The organism is Chakrabartyella piscis, assembly GCA_030067835.1.
Taxonomy (GTDB): domain Bacteria; phylum Bacillota; class Clostridia; order Lachnospirales; family Anaerotignaceae; genus Chakrabartyella; species Chakrabartyella piscis.
Genome location: CP092441.1, coordinates 63,571 through 81,712 on the forward strand (window position 1 = coordinate 63,571; position 18,142 = coordinate 81,712).

An 18,142-nucleotide genomic window follows, 5' to 3' on the forward strand; every position below is an offset into this window, starting at 1 on the left:
TATATTGTAAAAAATACGCATTATATACACTGTTTATTTACACTTGAAAAATAGAGTGTAAATGTGATAATATAAAAAAGGAGGTTGATATAATGAAAGAAAAAACAGTGTGCTTTACGGGACACAGGCATTTGCCAAAAGGCGAAGCCTTTGAAAAATTGAAATGTAACTTAATTTCAGAGATAAACCAAGCAATCGAAGATGGTTATGACACATTTTTATTTGGTTCGGCTCAAGGCTTTGATTTATTGTGTGGTGAAATTGTTGCAGATTTGAAAAAGATAATACCTATTCAAAATCCAAGAAAGATAAAACTGGTTGCTGCAATTCCATATGAAGAACAAGCAAAGGATTTTTCAGATGAGAATAGAGAACGATATTACAATCTTCACGCACAATGTGATGATGTAGTGTTTGTCAGCATTCAATTTCGCAAAGATTGTTTTAAAAATCGAAATCAATACATGATAGACCATAGCAGCAAAGTCATTGCCTATTACAATGGTGGTGTGCGTAGTGGGACAGGGCAGACCATTCGTATGGCGGAAAAACAAAAATTAAATATTGTCAATTTATATTAGGGTGGTGAGAAAATACGTCACCTTATTTTTTTGAAACAAAGTGGGACTTTCAGAGTGGGATTTTTTTGATTGTGCAATGGAATATGAGGTTGGAAATGAAGAAAAATGGCAGAATAATGCGGTTTTGCTGAGGTTGAAATGTTGGGACTTTTTGGGACTTGATTTCTGGTATAATAAAAGAAAAGAAATGTGAGAAATTATACAGGAAAAAGGAGGGTTTTATGAACCAAAATGTAACAACAGACTTACAATCAGCAAAGTCTTTATTTACATCTTTGCAAATTGCAAAAGCAGTAAATGGACAAAAATTTACAATGCCAGAGCTTTCTTTGAATAGCAGTATGTTTTCTTGGAAAACAGAAGATGATGAAAAAGTATGTCACACTTGTGAGCAGAAAGGGCAAACTATTTACACGATGACAGGGGTTGCTACACTACAACCAGCACATCCAAACTGTAGATGTGAAGTTGTTCCGTTGGTGGGTATAAGAGCCAATACATTAACATCCATTGCACCAAACTATTTGTCACAAAAAAATAGTGGCATAGCAGTTGGTTTCCGTGATACAATCAATACTACAAAGGATAAAAACTGGTTTATCTATGATAATGCAGAAAAGAGATTACCATGTGAAACCAATAGGACATGGATAGCACAACCAGCAGGTACATATGACGGATGGTTTACCCTTACAACCAGTGATATATTGTCTTTTTTGACACCAGATAATTTTAAGAGCTTTTTTGCAATCACTGGAGATGGCAAGGATACAACTTTTGATGAATCTATTATGAATCCACAAAAAGAATTGGAACTGTTGCAAAATGGCGAAATTGCACCTATGGCATATACATATGTGATGAGACTGGTATACGACTGGTATTTGACAGATGTAATCGAGGATAAAATTGCAATACAAAATGCTTTGGTGGATTTTCGAGCAACAGGATATACCAAAACAGGAATTGATTTTTATGATGAAGGTATTGCAGCAATGCCTAAAATGCCAACAGAGCCTATTACACAAGAAGAACACTATTTCAGAAACAAGTTGAATATTGAACTTGAATGGAAAAAATTTGAGAAATTGAATGAAAGATTGCCAGAAGAATTGCAGTGGAGTCAGATGTCAGAAGATAAATCAATTTATCACCAAAACACAGCAAGTGCATCTGGAAAAAATAAGAAGTTTGTTTCGGGCTGTGGCTATTTTGAATTAGTCTTTTCTTATGATAATCAGTTGTTGAATGCAGAAACAGCTTCCATTGATATGGGAACGTATAACTATTGTCCATCAGGGGTGGATGCAACGGGGCATTTTACAATGGATATGGTAACCTATTATATTTGGAAAAATACATTAGAAGACTTCATAGAAGATAGATTAATTTCAACTCGTTCGCATGATATACCAGGAGGTTTATATGGAGAATATTAAAAAAGATTTTTTTGAAGATGGGAGTGCTACTTATAAAGGGATAGGGCGTGTTACAATGTGGCATTTGGTGGTGTATGTGGTGCTGATATCATTATTGACGATACTACACGATGTTATGTATTGGGAGAATACAGGTCATATACTTGCCAATCTTTTTCGTATATATGTTTTTGGGTATGGCTATTTGGCTGCTATTTTGAATGTGGTATTCTTTTTCATTTATTTGGCTGGAGTTGTACAATGCTTTAAGAGATGGAACACTATAAAAGGTACAAAGTGGTTTCCAAGGTGTTTGTTGGGAACTATTTTGAATGGATGGTTTTGTTGGGCTCATTTTTATATTTTGGTAATGACTTTTTGAGCTACGAAAAAATGATGAAAGGGGAATGTGATGTTTAGCAAAAAAGATTTTAAAGAAGATATAGAAGTTCTTTCTCCTATTCTATACATCAGTACCATATGGCATTTGATAGTTTTTTTGATAACATATGTGTTACTAGATAAAGAAATATCTGATCCTATGATAATGCAACTTTTACTTATATTTATGTATTTGATACTATTACAGAGGTTGGGTGCTGCTTTGCCGTGGCTATTTGTAGGATTCACAGCATTGGCGTTGGCAAGTGCAAGTGTACGGTTTCAAGAATGGAGAGAAAAACCAAAGGTGTTTTATATTCGTTGTGGGTGTGTGGTTTGTAATATTCTGTTTTTGTGTTGTGTAAATAGTAGTGCATTACAATTCTTAATAGTTTAGATGAGTGTAAGTGTGTTGTAAATAAAATAAAAATAATCAAAGGCGATGGAAACATCGTCTTTTTTGCTGTCAAAAAACGAAAGAAAGGAATGTGAAAACATGAAATTGGTAATTGTGGAAAAGCCATCGGTGGCAATCGCTTATGCGAAAGTATTGGGTGCTGTCAATAGATATGATGGCTATTACAACTGGAAGAAACTACTTTTTGCAACTGTATTTAGATGGCGATATGGATGTTGGCTCTATATAAAAAGGCGAGGTGATTTTTATTTGAAAAAAAGCATTATTGATTGAGTTTCTTCTATAAAATAAAATCTCCGATGGAAGAAACTCATGGGTTGGCGGCAAGTCAAAGTTGATGTGGATTATCAATTTGTTAGCACCCAATCGATATGAAAGAAGCATTGATGTATTCGGTGGTAGTGGCACTGTCACATTAAATCTTGCGTGTACCACTGCAAATCTTCGTGTGTACAACGATTTCAATGGGAATCTTGTGAATAAAGATGAGGGAAGTCCCACACATTCGTCCTAAACCACGGAAAAAGAGCCTTTTTGGCTTATCCTCAATCGAAATAGCTATGGCTATTCCTCAATCGTCTGCACCAAAAATTCTGGATTTTCCGTGATTTAGGATGCAAGCAGTTTTTACCTTGTTTTCCTAAGCAGAACAAGGCAGAGGATTGAAGCATACCTAAAGGTACGGTGATTGACGATAACGAAGTAATGCAACGGAAAACAAGATAAAAACCGAATGGGTGGGACTACCCTCATCTTACAATGCGTTGTGCAAGGGATAGACCATTGGAGCTGATTCGTGAGATTGGTTTTTTGGCACTCAATGCACGAGATGATTTTGAAATGTACAAGAAATTTATAGAAAAGACTAACTATTAAAAGTCAAGTCTAAATTCAAAATTTTTGAATGACTTACAGAAATATATTTCAGATAGATAATGAACATTGAAAACTGCATGACAAATAGAGCATCTCTACAGGTGCTCAAATCAGGAGATATTTAGAGAAAACAAATCAGGTCACTTTATGTATGCCTCTCGTGTTTTTTCTAGTTGATAAATTACTCTTACAAGCTTTTTGGCAGCATGGGAAATGGCAACATAATAATGCTTTCCTTCAGCACGTTTTTTAGCTAGGTATGCATTAAATGTTGGATCCCAATGACAAACATAGATTGTGGCATTAAATAATGCATATCGCAGGTAGCGAGAACCTCGTTTTTCCATTTTAGAATGGGAGGATTCTAACTGACCAGACTGATAAGTGGACGGCGATAACCCAGCATAAGCCAAAATCTTATCTGGAGAATCAAACCTAGAAAAATCCCCAATCTCTGCAAGAATCATTGCACCCATGCGATAACTGATTCCAGGTATGGTTAGGATTGGAGACTGCATTTCATCCACAATAGATTTGATTTCGGTTTCTATTTCAGCAATTTCAGAATCTAACACTTTGATGAGTTGAATGGTATGCTTCAATTCTAATGATTTGGCGGGCATATGGGAGCCAATAGAAGTTCTAGCTGTATTACGGAATAGAATAGCCGTATTTTTATCAAAGCGCCCTCTAGAAGCTGTTTCCAGAAGATTCGTCAACCTAGTCAAATGTGCATCGGCAATGGCTTTGGAACTTGGAAACTCAACCAACAAAGCATAAACGGATGCGATATGAAGTGTTGGCACCAATTTTTCCAATTCAGGAAATAAAATCGTTACAAGCCTAGAAATGGAAGTTTTTAATTTTGCCCGTTCTTTTACTTTATCAAAACGATAACGAGTGAGTGACTTTAGTTCTTCGTTGTGGTATGATGTATCTGAGTAGGACTTCAAGTTCACATCAGACATGAGCATAGTAGCAATCGTATGGGCATCAACTTTATCCGTTTTCGTCTTTCTAAGGCTTAGACTTTTTCTGTAAAGATTTGTATGTAACGGATTGATAGTATAGGTGGTTAGACCTTTATCAAGCAGATACCCCAAGATGTTATAACTATAGTGTCCAGTGGCTTCAAGTCCTACTTTTACTTTGGTTAAATCATCGGAAAGAGATTCTACTCTTTGATAAAGTTCATCAAATCCATCTCGGTTGTTTGTGATGGTAAATGCTTTTGCAAGTATTTCCCCATCAGAGTTGGTCATAAAACAATCGTGCTTATCCTTGGCAACATCAATTCCTACGTAAATCATAAATAAATTTCTCCTTAAAAAGTATTTGATACTGTTTGGAACCACTGGTACTCTTTGCGATTGTAACCTCGTTCTAAATAAACCGTCATGCGATATCTAACTAATTAACAAATAAACAAAGAGACTGTGGTTGGAGCCTTTATTAAACCATCAAGTGGTAGGAGGAATTCACCAATCCACAGTATCTAAATCAGCGTAGCTTATACCTAGGAAAAGGTAAAGAAAAAGCTATAAATATATAATACGAGGAGGAATTCTCGGAGTATGACTTAGAAGAAGAATTGAAACTGACGGAGATTATGTTTGAACAGCCAAAAGCGGAGGAATTGAAAAGGTTGCTCATCAAACAAAGCAAGGAAAAGGACATCAAACGTGCTGCTGCGTATTACAAGTTATTGCGATATAGCTTTAATGCCAATGCAGATACCTTTGGCGGAAAGAAATGTGACGTGCGTAGGTTTTTTGTAGACATCTGGAACTTTTCTAGAATCTTCAGAAATATCACAATCGAAAACAAGGATTTTGAAGCACTCATCAAACAGTATGACAGAGAAATGGCTTTTATTTACTGCGGTCCACCATACTACGATGCGGAAAGTTTCTACAAAAATGATGTGCCATTTACGAAAGCGGATCATATCCGCTTGCGAGATGTGTTACATGAAGCAAAAGGGTATGTGATGGTGAGTTACAACAACGTACCGGAGATTTTGGAATTGTATCAAGATTTTTATATCTATCATACAACTAGAACCCATTCCATGAGCAAAAAGAAAGGGGAGGTTTATGAAGAATTAATTATTATTAACTACGATATAACGAAATATGTGAACAACGGAAGCTACCAAATGCAATTGTTTGGTGGCTTTTCTTCTGTTCAAAATGAAGGGGGATATTCTTTATTACATTCTCCAAGTCAACAATTAAGAGGACGAAAGAAAGAGGTATCGAAATGAAGAAAAACAAACAAGAAGTGACTATGCAACAAGAGATGACTACAAAAACAAAGTTTAGCAACGAAGTAACAGTACAGGTTTTTGATGCTGTGATGCTATTGCGCAACACGAATTTGACAGCGTTGGAGATGGTACAAATCATTTCCACACTAGAAGATGTAGTGGATGATTTATACAATGCACTGGTCGAAGCGTTTCCACAAGATGAAATGTGTGGAGATTGTTCTTTCTGTGATGGGTATTTGGAAGATAACGTCAATGTACCAGATTGGGCAAAGGTTGAAGCTGGCATTGCACCAGATGCCAAGCTGTTTCTTTGCGTAGAAGAAGGTAGCGGACACATTATGTTGGAGCCTACGGAATACAAACATGACATTACGGATATTGACGAAGATATGCGTATGCGATTGGTGGATATGGGAATTTGTCTTGGCGAAATGAACGAAAGCATTATGGACGAGGAAGTGATTTATCGTGGGTAAAGAGTTTGTGGAAGTGTATCCCTATTCTCGCAATGAGGCGAAACGATTGGAAGAAATAGAACGATGGGAGCAGAGTCATCAAGAGAACATTGCTTGTAAAAACTTCATTGAGAAAACCATTGATGATAACTACAAGAATAATCGTTTGCACCAAGATTCAGCCAATGAGGTAATTGAGCAGTTTGGTTACAAACGCACTGCTTATGTATTGGCAAACTCCATCAACCACAAAAGTAGCGATGGTAGATTTTCTCGTGCCAACAAAGAGTGGGCAAAAGAAATTTATATCCCCAAAGAAAAGAATCACTTAAATGGCGAGTTTGCAGTGGACTCTCACCCAGCACTTTTAGATGGTTTTATCAACCAGTACCAACGAGCGTATGCAACGCTAGAGATGTTTGATGCCTCTAAATGTATTCAAACAGATGAACCACAGGACTATACCAACAAGGTAGTTGTGGTGAAAAGCGGTGAACTTGCCGAACAGTATTTTAATGGTCGAGATCAAATCTATCTGGCAACCAGTGGTTTTGGCTGTGAGCCTGACAAAATCGGCAGAGCTGTGTTTGCCACCTGTCTTGGCGATGGCGTAAAAGTCAGATGGGATAGATCGCAAATCCTTGGTGTGCTAAAAGATGAGTGTATCCCAGAGTATGCCAAAGAAAAACTGGCTGAATTGGAACTAGAAAATCAGCAGCAAGAGGCACCCACGATGCAAACACCCACCATGTAAGGAGGTGAGCCTGTGAAAAGCACAGAACTTAGGCACAATTTAATTCTCTACAACAAAAACCCCGCAGGATTTATCAAGGATGGTGTTGCCACTGTGGATAACATCTTTAAAAATGAAGAACTTTCACAGTGGCTTGATAACCAAGGCTTTGAGTCCTTGTGGCAAGATGGTATTTTTGAAAAACTCGCTGTCAATCGCCAGTATTACGAACTGGAAGATGCAGAGTCTTTGAAACAAGTACGCATCTGGCAGTTGCGTTCCGACTTCGACTTCAGTGGTCGTTTCCTATCTTATGAAGATATGACTTCGAAATATGGTGCGCCAAAGGAAGCTGACTACGTCTGTGTGTTTGATGACGAGTTGAATACAAATGACCTAGAAGAAATTTATGATATTTGCAATAATAATCACCCTAAAGGATACAATGGCCACTCCCTCTCCATGTCCGATGTGGTGGAGCTGTACGATGAAGATACAGCCAATTACCACTATGTAGACCGATTTGGTTTTAAGGAAATCGAGTTTGCAAAGCAAGAACCTATACAAGATATGGAAATGGAGATGCAGTCAATGTAACTGTGTCTCTTTTTTTATATACACACATCAAAACAAACAAAAAAGAATGGAGAAAACACAATGAAAAACTTTATGAACAACGCAAAAAACAAGGCAAATGGTATGGTAATCAAGATGCAGATGATGAAAGCCAATGCGAAGAATGCTCTTTGCAACGAGCGTGGCGAAAACTATGTAGACAGTGGTGTCTTTTCTTAATCTCAGTATCACTATATAAATGTACACGATATAAAGCTCAACAATAACAAGGTTTATATGTACTTTTATATAACGAAATAACGAGTGGAAAATGGGTGCATTTATGTACACAATACAAACAAACAAAACAACAATATGAAAGAGGTAAAAATACTATGAAAAAATTATTTAACAAAATGAATGATACAGCAAATGCAGTAGCAATGAAAGCTGTAATTTTTAAAGAAAGAAGCAAAGAAGTACTGTCAAATAATCGTGGAGAAGGGACAGTTTCACAAGCAATTACTATCTTGATTTCAGTAGTATTAGGTGCGTTGCTCCTTGCAGGGCTTTATCTGTTATTTGATGAGGTAGTGCTACCGACCTTAACAGAACGAATTCAAGAGATGTTTGACTATCAAGGTTAAGTTCTAATGTCTATGATATAATTTAACCATGCAGAAAGCATGGAAAGACTAACTATATGAAGTCAATAGAAAAATGATAAAAAGTTAGATAAACTTACAAAAGTCAGTTGATTAGAAAAAAGGCATAGCAAACAGAGCAACCATTAGTTGCTCGAAAAAACAAATACAAAAAACTAGTGTTGAGGAATATAGGAACAATTATTCTTTAACAAAGAATGAATCAGTCTAACAAGCTTCTTGCCAGCGTGGCTAATAGCAACATAATAATGCTTACCCTGTGACTGTTTGTGGTTAAGATAGTTTTTAAAAGAAACATCACGCATAGCAACAAGGCGAACAGCTTGCAAAATAGCCCAACGCAAATAAGTGGACCCACGCTTTACCATAGGAGTATTAGAAGCATTAAATTTACCTGATTGATAGGTAGAAGGTTCCATACCAGCAAAAGCTAAAAGCTTAGCAGGATTGGAAAAACGATGGATATCACCAATTTCGGCTAAGATGATAGCACCCAAAGTAAAAGAGATACCAGGGATAGACATAATAGGTGAATCGATTTCTTGCATAACAAGTTTAATCTGAGCATCCAAAGCATCAATTTCAGACTGAACAGACTGAACTAATCGAATAGTTTGTTGCAATTCAAAACAAATAGATCTGCTTGAAGAACCAATAGAATTGGAAGCAACGCTTTTAAATGCAATTGCTTTTTCTTTTCCATATTTACCTCTTGAAGCCTTAGAAAGCAAGTTAGTAAGTTTAGTAAGGTGACAATTAGAGATGTCGGTTGGAGAAGGCAGCTCCAAAAGTACAGCATAAGAAGACGCTTGATGAATAGACCACACCAAAGAGGGTAGCTCTGGGAAGATAATATCAATTAATCTAGTAATAGATATTTTCAGTTTTGAGCGATATCCAACCATACGATAACGATGTCTTGTTAGTGACTTTAGCTCAGAAATTTGGTATGATACTGGTGAATAGGATTTTGAATCATCAGTAAAAAGCATAGCAGCAATCACTCTAGCATCTGTCTTGTCCGTTTTGGTCTTTCTGAGCGTGTGGGCTTTACGAAAAAGATTAGTAGATAAAGGATTCAAGGTAGTGACTTGAAAACCTTTAGCAAGTAGAAAGTTAGTGATATTAGTGCTGTAATGCCCTGTTGATTCAAGTCCTATTTTTACGTTAGAAATATCTTTAGAGTCTAAGGCTGAATAGATAGATTCAACTAAAGAATCAAAGCCTAGTTTTGAATTTTCAATGCGTAAAAAATCATTGTGAAGAACACCATCAGAATCAATAATACAACAATCATGTTTGCTTTTAGCAACATCAATACCTACAAATAACATAGAAAACAACTCCTTTAAATTTATTTGATACTACGTTCCACGAACTCTGGAATGGCTATACTTAACTAGACAGAAAAGATAAGGTCATGTAAAATAAAACTAATATAAAATAAGGAGATGATTACATGACTAAAAAACGACAACGAAGAGAATTTACAGAAGAATTTAAACAGCAGATGGTTCAATTATATAACAACGGAAAATCGAAAGCAGATATCAATCGTGAATACGATTTAACACCATCGGCACTGAATCGCTGGATACAGCGTTACAATGCTACTGGTTCTACAAAAGAAGCTGATAATCGCACACCAGAAGAAGCTGAACTCATCAAACTTCGTAAAGAGCTACAACAGCTACGAATGGAAAATGACATACTAAAGCAAGCGGCGCTGATATTCGGACGAAAGTAATTGTAATTCGAGCAAATCGACACAAATACTCTATATCAGCCATGTGTAAATGCCTTGAAATCAGCAGGAGTACCTACTATTACGAGGCTTCGTCCAAGAAAGATGATACGGAATTAGAACAAGAAATTGAACGGATTTTTTATGAAAATAAAGAAGTCTACGGAAGTCGTAAAATGAAAAAAGAGCTGAAGAAGTTGGGCAAACAGGTTTCTAGACGCAGAATTTGCCGCATTATGAAACGTTTAGGGCTAATTTCGGTCTATACCGTTGCCAAGTTCAAACCACAAAAGCAACAATGCAATGAGTCGCCAGTAAAAAACGAACTAGCTCGTCAATTTGATAACCAGCCTCCCAATGCAGTAATTGTTGGGGATTTGACGTATGTTCGAGTGAACTATAAATGGAACTATGTTTGTATCTTAATTGATTTATTCAACCGAGAAATCGTTGGATTTAGTGCAGGACTTCACAAAAATGCTCAGTTGGTATATGATGCTTTTGCAACAATCAAAGGGAATTTATCTGAAATCGAGTTGTTCCATACGGATCGAGGCAGCGAGTTTAAAAACTATCTCATTGATGAAATGTTAGATGTGTTTCAGATCAAACGATCCCTCAGCATGAAGGGCTGCCCCTATGATAATGCAGTTGCAGAAGCCAATTTCAAGGTATTCAAAACAGAATTTGTTCGAGGACGAAATTTCGTCAGTTTGGAGCAATTGAAGTTAGAACTTGCAGACTATGTGCATTGGTTCAATAACATACGTTTGCATGGCTCTTTGGATTATAGAACACCAGCCGAATATCGGGTACTGACCTTATAAAAATTGTCCAAAAAAGTGTTGACATTCCAATATCACAAAACTGTCAAGAATATCTTGCAGAAAACAAGAAAAATGCCCTTTTTACTTATCAAGATAGTTTGAAACTAAAAAGTGGCACTTACAAGCGAGATAGATATATTGTAGCAACTTGGAGATCTGTAGATTATCATTTAAAGAAAATCTGTAGTCAGTATAATATCACAGATTGTGATGGAAAAACATATAGAGTTTCTAGTCATCAATTTAGGCACAATGGAGTGACAGATAGACTTCGTGCAGGGTTTACATTACCTCAAATCGCTGAAATGACTGCTCATCACGGGACTGCAATGCTCTATGGTTCGTATGCTCATTTGAATCTATTCCCTGAAACACTGATAGAGCCGATAAAGTATGATACAGAAGAAGATAATCCATATGTGCTATTCGGTGGTCGTATTTTAAATATGGATGCTATCACAGAATCAAGACTACTTAAAAATCTGCGTTCCCATAGAATTCTCGGTGGAATATGTGCAGATGTAACCCACTGTAAGAGTGGTATGTGGGATTGTATTTCTTGTGAAAAATTCATCCCAGAGCAAGAGCAACTTGAATATTTTAAGGAGCAAGTCAAAAGTTGGAGTGATAAGGCTACAAAATTTAAAGCAGATGATCAACTTCACAACAATTTTCTAAAACTATCCAATCAGTTTGCAGATATTATAAAGAAATTGGAGGATTTAAAACCTTATGAATACTAAGAAAACATTACCACCTAAATTACAGCAGAAACAGGAGCTTAAAAAGCAAGAAAGTATCAATAAGGTCTTACGAGCCATTCATGATATTAAAAACGAGGGCAGAAAAGTGTCGATAACTACCCTCGTGGAGTTTACAGGCCTGTCAAGATCAGTATTTTCTAAACCACATATTAGGGAACTACTTGTGGACTATGGGTATACACAAAAAGGTGCTGTTACTGATAATTCAAGCGATAAAAAGAAAACAAAGAAATCATCAGATAAAGATAAAATTATAGATGATTTAAGAGCAAGAAATGCCAATCTCGAACGAGAGTGCCAGTTACTTAGGGGTAGACTTTATATTCTCACAAGTAAACAGTGATTACTTGCCACAGCATTTTTTGTATTTTTTCCCACTGCCACAAGGACAAGGTTCATTTCGACCAACCTTTTTTGAAGCAACAGGTGCTGGGTTTTTGAAAGTATTAAATGGTATTAGATTGTCCGAGAAATTTCGTATCGGCTTTTTCGCATATAGGCTATGTAGTTCGTTTGGGGTATGCCCTTTATTAGCCCAAATACGAGTATTGTTTTTGAGGTCCATGATAATATCAGCAAAAGCCTGTACATCTTCTACACCTTCAAATTCGATACCTGCGGCGTTTACTGGTTTCATAATATCGTTAAAATCTGCTTCCATAGTAGCAAGGAAACAAATTTCATCGGACAAATCTTCTGCGATATAATCAACCTTGCAAATGGTTTTTAGGTGTCGCTCCAATTTTTGGGTGTAAATGGTTTCTTCATAATAAGAGCCATCAACAAACTTTAGTAGTTGATTTTTGTTTGGAATATATCGTGGTTTTCCCTGTGTCGCTTCAATTAAATGAGGAACTCCCTCAAAGTCATCCTCTTCAAAGCCTGCTGACACAATATATTCGTCCCAAAAGCAAAAATCACTATCCATTGATACATGTTTAATTAAAGTAGTAAAAACCTCATCTATATCGGTGGGAGTGCTATTTTGGGCGTTAAATATTTCTACAAATTCATCTTGTGAAATGATACCATATAGACTAATGCAAGAGCGTGCATAGTTTAAAATTAAGCTATCACGCTTTTTCTTTTTCATAAAGTCCTTAGTGCATACTTTTTCTACAATTTGTCTAATTTCTGTTGGCATAACAGCGATAAATTTACTATCAAAATAGTAAATTTCAACCATGCCAAGCATCATATAAAAATCAAGTTTTGCACAGGTGATTGCACTGCATTCGAGCTGTGAAACCTTAGATAGTTCGATAAGTTCATTTAAATTTTCATCATCTGACATGAACAAGAACATCTCTACTCTATCATGTTCAGTTAGTGTACTTTTTAAAATAGAAACTAGTTCTTCTTTCTTTAAGACGGAATATCTAGGAATTCGGTGGAGTTTTGCAAACTCTTTGAGCTTGCTTAAGGTTTTCTCTGTAAGTATTTCAGCAAGTGTGTGTTTAGGTGGTGATTTGCTCGCAATTCGCTTGACAGTTTTAGAAAATTCTTGCTCTATTACTTGTTCTAATTCATTCATAAATCTATCTCCTAAATAAATCTTTTTATTTATATTATACTACAAAAAACTGAAAATTTATATATCAAATGCAGTCGATTTTAGTAGGCTGCATTTTTTATACAACAAATTACGAAAGGACGGTAAAATTATGGTTTTATCAATCAGCAAAGTTAAGTTTTGGGCATATCTCAAGGGGAACTTCCTATATCGTGTACATTGGGTGAGATTAAGAAAAGGTGTCAAAATCCTCATCGCTGTGGTGCTTGGTGCATTGCTCCTTGCTGGCCTGTACGCACTCTTCAATGACACTGTTATGCCTACTCTCGTTGAGCGTATTGAGGATATGTTCGACTACGCAGGTTAAGGAGGTAGCCTATGAAAATTGATGTAAAAATCGGAGATATCCGAGAAAACGCAAACCCCAAAGCCTATGCATCAGCAGTACTAGATAACTGCTTTGTTGTATCTGGCATCCGCATCCTAAATGGCAAGCACGGTGATTTTGTTGCCATGCCAAGCTACAAAAATTCCAAAGGTGAGTATACCGACTATTGTCACCCCATCACCAAAGAATTCAAAAAGGAATTCGACAGTGCCATCTTGGAGGCCTTTGAGCAAAAGCAACTTCAGAGCCTAGAGCATGAAGAAGCTCCCAACTGGTCACAGCAGCAGACAATGTAATGGATATCTTGTTTGCCATACTGCTACTCATTGCCACCTACACCGATTTGAAAAAGAGAGAAATACCAGACAAATTATCCATAGCGATTGTGGTGCTTGCTCTCTTTGATTTTCACCCTCTTGGGTTATTGTCTGCTCTGCCATTTTTTATAGCAGCCACGCTTAACCCAGAGGGCATTGGTGGTGGCGATATCAAATTGACAGCAGCAGTCGGATTGGCGCCGAATAGGCATGATTAAACCACCAGTTTTACTGGTGGTAGGCAAAATTCTTACAGTAAAAATATAACCTCCTATGTTAAAATAAAGTTGGTCTGGCAACCACGATATAAAACATAGGAGGTTTTGTCATGAAAGACATAAACAGTTTATCACATTCGAGTTGGAGATGTAAATACCATATAGTTTTTGCACCCAAATATAGAAGACAAGAAATATATGGAAAAATCAAAGTAGACATAGGAAAGATATTAAGAGAATTATGTCAACGCAAAAAAGTTAATATTATAGCAGCAGAATGTTGTAAAGACCATATTCACATGTTAGTGGAAATACCGCCACATTTAAGTGTATCGCAATTTATGGGTTTTTTAAAAAGTAAAAGCAGTCTTATGATATTTGATAGACATGCAAATTTAAAATATAAGTATGGAAACAGGCATTTTTGGTGCAGAGGATATTATGTTGATACGGTTGGAAAATATGAAAATACAATAAAAGAATATATAAGAAACCAATTGCAGGAGGATATTATAGAAGATCAAATCAGCTTGAAAGAGTATATTGACCCGTTTACGGGTAATAAGAGTAAAGAGGACAAATAAAATAGCCCCCGGGTAAGGGGGCAGTCAGTAATAGTCATGTGATTGTCAGACTTTTCAGTGCCTCTTAAGAGGCTACCACAAGAGATAACCCCTTATAGGGGTAGTTCAAACCACCAGTTCAACTGGTGGTTTTGATTGTATCTAGGATTTAGCAAAACACTGGTGGGTGTGGTACTGGCACTAATCCTCAGTATCATCACCTACTGGGTGCTTTGCATAAGAAACCAAAAGCAAGAGGTGTCAAAGGCGATGCCTCTTGCTCCCTTTTTAACCATTGGCTTTTTAGCCGTAACTTTCATTTGAGAAAGGATAAAATAACGTGAAGATATTTAAAAATAGAACTGTACTTGGTGTACTTTGTATTTTGCTTTCACTGCTTATCTGCTTTGTAGTCACACCGCTGTTTAACAGCGAACTCAGTCAGCAGACAGAGATTGTGCGTGTGAAAGCAGAGATTTCCACTGGTGAGCAGATCACTGCCGATATGGTGGAAACAGTAGACATTGGTGGGTACAACCTACCTGACAACGTGATGCGAACAACAGAGTCGGTCATTGGCACATATGCTCTTGCTGATTTTTCTGTTGGTGACTATATTCTAAACAACAAAATCTCCGAAACCATGCAAGCTGAAAATGCTTATCTCTACGGACTAGATGGAACGCAACAAGCAATCTCTGTGAGCATTAAGAGCTTTGCAAATGGTCTATCTGGCAAACTGGAAAGTGGCGATATTGTATCGGTCATTGCCCCAGACTATAAAGGCTTGGGTGTGACGGTTATCCCAACAGAGCTGACCTATGTGGAAGTGATTTCTGTCACTGCTGATAGCGGTGTAGATGCCAACACAGGCGATAAAACACTGGATGACGAAAGCGAATTGCCATCTACTGTCACACTTTTGGTGACCTCAGACCAAGCAAAACTCCTTGCCGAACTAGAGCTTGATGGTGACATTCATCTGTCCCTTGTCTACCGTGGACTTCCAGAAAATAGCGAAGTGTTCCTCTCTATGCAGGATGCAATCTTAGAGGAACTATATGCACCAGAAGAAACAGAACCAGAGGAAGAAGTGTTAGAGGAAACACAGACGGAGAATGTGGAAAATAGCGAGGTGGAATGATGCTGAACTTTAAGAAAAACACAGTATTCAGCAGAGATAACCACTTTGCTGAAAGCTTTGAGGACACTGCCACAGGCGGTGTCCTTGCTGTTTGGGGCAGTCCCAACAGTGGGAAATCCACGGTGGCATTTAAGATTGCAAAGCACCTTGCAGATAAAAAGAAAAATGTTATCTTGCTTTTATGCGATATGACAGCGCCTATGCTCCCTTGTGCAGTGCCACCTAGTGAACTTGAAATTGAAAAATCCCTTGGCTCTATTCTAGCCGCCACCCATGTCACCGAAGCACTGGTGAAGTATAACATGGTGACACTGAAGAAAAACCCTTACCTCTCTATCGTTGGAATGCTGAAAAATGAGAACGAATACACCTACGCACCTTATGGCAAGGTGCAAGCCGAAGAACTCATCGACTGCCTAAAAGAAATCGCACCCTTTGTGGTCATTGACTGCTCAAGCTACATTGCAAACGATATCCTGTCGGCTGTGTCTATCAGTGACGCCGACAATGTACTGCGACTAGTTAACTGTGATTTGAAATCCATCAGCTATCTATCCAGTCAACTTCCACTTTTACAAAACAGTGGCTATGACATGGATAAGCACTATAAGGTGGCAAGTAATGTAAAACCCAATCATGGTGTGGAGCAAATGGCAGGAGCCTTGGGCAATATGGCGTTTAGCATCCCAGCATCGGCAGAGATTGAGGAACAGTATTTACAGGGCAATCTTTTGGGTGAGCTTTCCATGAAAAGCAGCCGAGGGTTTCGAGGTGAAATCCAGAAGATTTGCAAGGAGGTGTTCGGTGTATGAGCTTAGGCGAAAAGAGAAATGCTTCTGTGTTTGGTGGCGTGGCAGAACCTAAAAAAGAAGCTCCACAGGACACCAAAAAGGTCATTGATAAAGCAATGTCTGAAACTGCTAAAAGCCATACTAAAACAGAGCTTGCAGTAGAAACTCGTACCCACACACTATTCTTTGAAGCCACCCAAACGCAGGATTTCAATGAAGTGTTGCAGTCGGTACAAGAGCATATTTCGGAAAATTATTCAGAGCTGATCACTGGTGACATTGCCGATTCCAAAGAGCAGATGAAACGCTTTATCGGAAAATACATCTTCGACAGAAAAGTATCGGTGGAGGGTAAATCCACCGATGAGCTGATTGCTGATATTTATACCGAGATGGCTGAGTATGGCTTTCTCACCAAGTACATCTTTGGCTCTGGCATTGAAGAAATCGACATCAATAGCTGGAACGACATTGAGGTGCAATATTCCAGTGGTGAAACCAAAAAGTTAGATGAACATTTCGACTCCCCAGAACACGCAATCAATGTAATCCGAAGAATGCTCCATGTCAGTGGCATCGTTCTTGACAACGCACAACCTGTGGTGCTAGGGCATCTATCCAAAAACATTCGTATTGCTGTGATGAAAACACCCATCGTAGATGAAGATGTAGGCATTGCAGCTTCCATTCGTATTGTAAACCCACAGTCCATGAAAAAAGAGGACTTCACCAGTCGTGGCACTGCCACAGATGAAATGTTAGACTTTCTTGCAACCATCATTCGCTATGGCGTTTCAGTATGCGTTGCAGGCGCAACGAGCAGTGGTAAAACCACAATGCTTGGCTATCTTCTGACCACCATTCCAGACCATAAGCGTGTGTACACCATTGAGAATGGATCACGAGAACTTGACCTTGTGCGAACCGATGAAAATGGTAAGGTTGCAAACTCTGTCATTCACACCCTAACTCGTGAGAGCGATAACGACAAGCAGAAAATAGACCAAACCATGCTACTGGATGTTATGCTTCGTTTCAATCCAGACATCTCAGTGGTTGGCGAAATGCGTGGTCCAGAAGCCAATGCCGCCCAAGAAGCAGCTCGAACTGGTATTGCGGTGCTGACTACCATCCATGCAAACTCTTGCGATGCAGTGCCACGAAGAATGGTATCTCTTTGCAAACGTGCTGTGGATATGAGCGATGACACCCTAATGCAGTATGTGACCGAAGCCTATCCCATTATCGTATTCTGCAAGCAACTGGAAAACAAAGAACGTAGGCTCATGGAGATTATGGAGATTGAGATTTTGGGTGATGGCACAAGGGTATACCACAGTTTGTTCCAGTACGTCATCACAGAAAATAAAATCGAAGATGGCAAATTCATCATCGAAGGTCACCATGAAAAGTCCAAGGGTATCTCTGATAACCTAGCCAAACGACTACTGGAAAATGGTATGCCTATGAAAGAAATTGAGCAATATAAAACCCCAGCATAAAAGCTGAGGTTTCGTTT

Annotated in this window: 25 protein-coding genes; 22 read left to right on the forward strand and 3 right to left on the reverse strand. The window is 37.9% G+C overall.

What is annotated here, in order from left to right; translation table 11 throughout:
• The first annotated feature begins 92 nt into the window (after positions 1-92).
• From MJY40_RS00330 to MJY40_RS00355, 6 genes are all read left to right on the forward strand, one after another.
• Positions 93-581 carry an SLOG family protein gene (locus MJY40_RS00330; RefSeq protein WP_317855112.1) on the forward strand — a complete coding sequence of 163 codons (489 nt, stop codon included), beginning with the start codon at positions 93-95 and terminating at the stop codon, positions 579-581.
• Positions 582-802: 221 nt separating this feature from the next.
• Positions 803-2,020, forward strand: coding sequence for a hypothetical protein (locus tag MJY40_RS00335; RefSeq protein ID WP_317855113.1), 1,218 nt, complete (start codon positions 803-805; stop codon positions 2,018-2,020).
• Positions 2,007-2,381, forward strand: coding sequence for a hypothetical protein (locus MJY40_RS00340; protein ID WP_317855114.1), 375 nt, complete (start codon positions 2,007-2,009; stop codon positions 2,379-2,381). Before MJY40_RS00335 ends, MJY40_RS00340 begins: the two co-directional genes overlap by 14 nt.
• Before the next feature lie 30 nt (positions 2,382-2,411).
• The gene (locus tag MJY40_RS00345; RefSeq protein WP_317855115.1) at positions 2,412-2,777 is read left to right on the forward strand and encodes a hypothetical protein; all 366 of its coding nucleotides are present in this window, start codon (positions 2,412-2,414) and stop codon (positions 2,775-2,777) included.
• 99 nt (positions 2,778-2,876) lie between these two features.
• Complete coding sequence (locus MJY40_RS00350; protein WP_317856471.1) at positions 2,877-3,071, forward strand: hypothetical protein; 195 nt, start codon at positions 2,877-2,879, stop codon at positions 3,069-3,071.
• A 19-nt stretch (positions 3,072-3,090) separates the two neighbouring features.
• A complete protein-coding gene (locus MJY40_RS00355; RefSeq protein ID WP_317856469.1) occupies positions 3,091-3,312 on the forward strand; it encodes a DNA adenine methylase in 222 nt (73 codons plus the stop codon).
• Positions 3,313-3,814: 502 nt separating this feature from the next.
• Here MJY40_RS00355 and MJY40_RS00360 read toward each other — a convergent pair.
• Positions 3,815-4,984, reverse strand: coding sequence for an IS110 family RNA-guided transposase (locus MJY40_RS00360; RefSeq protein WP_317855116.1), 1,170 nt, complete (start codon positions 4,982-4,984; stop codon positions 3,815-3,817).
• 299 nt (positions 4,985-5,283) lie between these two features.
• Between MJY40_RS00360 and MJY40_RS00365 the strand changes: the two genes are divergently transcribed.
• From MJY40_RS00365 to MJY40_RS00390, 6 genes are all read left to right on the forward strand, one after another.
• A complete protein-coding gene (locus MJY40_RS00365; RefSeq protein WP_317855117.1) occupies positions 5,284-5,940 on the forward strand; it encodes a DNA adenine methylase in 657 nt (218 codons plus the stop codon).
• On the forward strand, positions 5,937-6,422 hold the full coding sequence (locus MJY40_RS00370) for a hypothetical protein (RefSeq protein WP_317855118.1): 486 nt from the start codon (positions 5,937-5,939) through the stop codon (positions 6,420-6,422). Before MJY40_RS00365 ends, MJY40_RS00370 begins: the two co-directional genes overlap by 4 nt.
• On the forward strand, positions 6,415-7,155 hold the full coding sequence (locus MJY40_RS00375; RefSeq protein WP_317855119.1) for a DUF3849 domain-containing protein: 741 nt from the start codon (positions 6,415-6,417) through the stop codon (positions 7,153-7,155). Before MJY40_RS00370 ends, MJY40_RS00375 begins: the two co-directional genes overlap by 8 nt.
• A 12-nt stretch (positions 7,156-7,167) precedes the next feature.
• Positions 7,168-7,731: a YodL domain-containing protein gene (locus tag MJY40_RS00380; protein ID WP_317855120.1), complete on the forward strand. Its 564-nt coding sequence runs from the start codon at positions 7,168-7,170 to the stop codon at positions 7,729-7,731.
• Between the two features lie 60 nt (positions 7,732-7,791).
• Complete coding sequence (locus MJY40_RS00385; protein WP_317855121.1) at positions 7,792-7,929, forward strand: hypothetical protein; 138 nt, start codon at positions 7,792-7,794, stop codon at positions 7,927-7,929.
• Between the two features lie 155 nt (positions 7,930-8,084).
• Positions 8,085-8,336, forward strand: a complete 252-nt coding sequence (locus MJY40_RS00390) for a DUF6133 family protein (RefSeq protein WP_317855122.1) — start codon at positions 8,085-8,087, stop codon at positions 8,334-8,336.
• Positions 8,337-8,509: 173 nt separating this feature from the next.
• Here the strand turns inward: MJY40_RS00390 and MJY40_RS00395 are convergent, their stop codons facing one another.
• Entirely contained in the window at positions 8,510-9,688 is a 1,179-nt protein-coding gene (locus tag MJY40_RS00395; protein WP_317855123.1) for an IS110 family RNA-guided transposase, read from the reverse strand.
• 125 nt (positions 9,689-9,813) lie between these two features.
• Between MJY40_RS00395 and MJY40_RS00400 the strand changes: the two genes are divergently transcribed.
• The 3 genes from MJY40_RS00400 (at position 9,814) to MJY40_RS00410 (ending at position 12,032) form a co-directional block, all read left to right on the forward strand.
• Positions 9,814-10,925 (forward strand): IS3 family transposase gene (locus MJY40_RS00400; RefSeq protein ID WP_317853734.1). Its coding sequence is split into 2 segments (ribosomal slippage): positions 9,814-10,066 and positions 10,066-10,925, totalling 1,113 coding nucleotides; the frame shifts between segments, so codons are not numbered across the junction.
• A gap of 98 nt (positions 10,926-11,023) precedes the next feature.
• Positions 11,024-11,668 carry a hypothetical protein gene (locus tag MJY40_RS00405; RefSeq protein ID WP_317855124.1) on the forward strand — a complete coding sequence of 215 codons (645 nt, stop codon included), beginning with the start codon at positions 11,024-11,026 and terminating at the stop codon, positions 11,666-11,668.
• Positions 11,658-12,032, forward strand: a complete 375-nt coding sequence (locus tag MJY40_RS00410; RefSeq protein WP_317855125.1) for a DUF6262 family protein — start codon at positions 11,658-11,660, stop codon at positions 12,030-12,032. The genes MJY40_RS00405 and MJY40_RS00410 overlap by 11 nt, the downstream gene beginning before the upstream one ends.
• Here MJY40_RS00410 and MJY40_RS00415 read toward each other — a convergent pair whose 3' ends face one another.
• A complete protein-coding gene (locus tag MJY40_RS00415; RefSeq protein WP_317855126.1) occupies positions 12,033-13,223 on the reverse strand; it encodes an SEC-C metal-binding domain-containing protein in 1,191 nt (396 codons plus the stop codon).
• 130 nt (positions 13,224-13,353) lie between these two features.
• On the opposite strand from MJY40_RS00415, the gene MJY40_RS00420 reads away from it, so the two are divergent.
• The 7 genes from MJY40_RS00420 to MJY40_RS00450 all read left to right on the forward strand — a co-directional run bounded on the left by MJY40_RS00420 (position 13,354) and on the right by MJY40_RS00450 (position 18,125).
• A complete protein-coding gene (locus MJY40_RS00420; protein WP_317855127.1) occupies positions 13,354-13,569 on the forward strand; it encodes a DUF6133 family protein in 216 nt (71 codons plus the stop codon).
• An 11-nt stretch (positions 13,570-13,580) separates the two neighbouring features.
• Positions 13,581-13,886, forward strand: coding sequence for a SpoVG family protein (locus MJY40_RS00425; protein WP_317855128.1), 306 nt, complete (start codon positions 13,581-13,583; stop codon positions 13,884-13,886).
• Positions 13,886-14,125, forward strand: a complete 240-nt coding sequence (locus MJY40_RS00430; RefSeq protein ID WP_317855129.1) for an A24 family peptidase — start codon at positions 13,886-13,888, stop codon at positions 14,123-14,125. The genes MJY40_RS00425 and MJY40_RS00430 overlap by 1 nt, the downstream gene beginning before the upstream one ends.
• A gap of 110 nt (positions 14,126-14,235) precedes the next feature.
• Positions 14,236-14,709: an IS200/IS605 family transposase gene (gene tnpA, locus MJY40_RS00435; RefSeq protein ID WP_317853944.1), complete on the forward strand. Its 474-nt coding sequence runs from the start codon at positions 14,236-14,238 to the stop codon at positions 14,707-14,709.
• Between the two features lie 319 nt (positions 14,710-15,028).
• Entirely contained in the window at positions 15,029-15,832 is an 804-nt protein-coding gene (cpaB, locus tag MJY40_RS00440) for a Flp pilus assembly protein CpaB (protein WP_317855130.1), read from the forward strand.
• Positions 15,832-16,644 carry a ParA family protein gene (locus tag MJY40_RS00445; protein ID WP_317856470.1) on the forward strand — a complete coding sequence of 271 codons (813 nt, stop codon included), beginning with the start codon at positions 15,832-15,834 and terminating at the stop codon, positions 16,642-16,644. The genes cpaB and MJY40_RS00445 overlap by 1 nt, the downstream gene beginning before the upstream one ends.
• Positions 16,645-16,739: 95 nt before the next feature.
• A complete protein-coding gene (locus MJY40_RS00450; RefSeq protein WP_465221470.1) occupies positions 16,740-18,125 on the forward strand; it encodes a type II/IV secretion system ATPase subunit in 1,386 nt (461 codons plus the stop codon).
• Positions 18,126-18,142 lie beyond the last annotated feature (17 nt).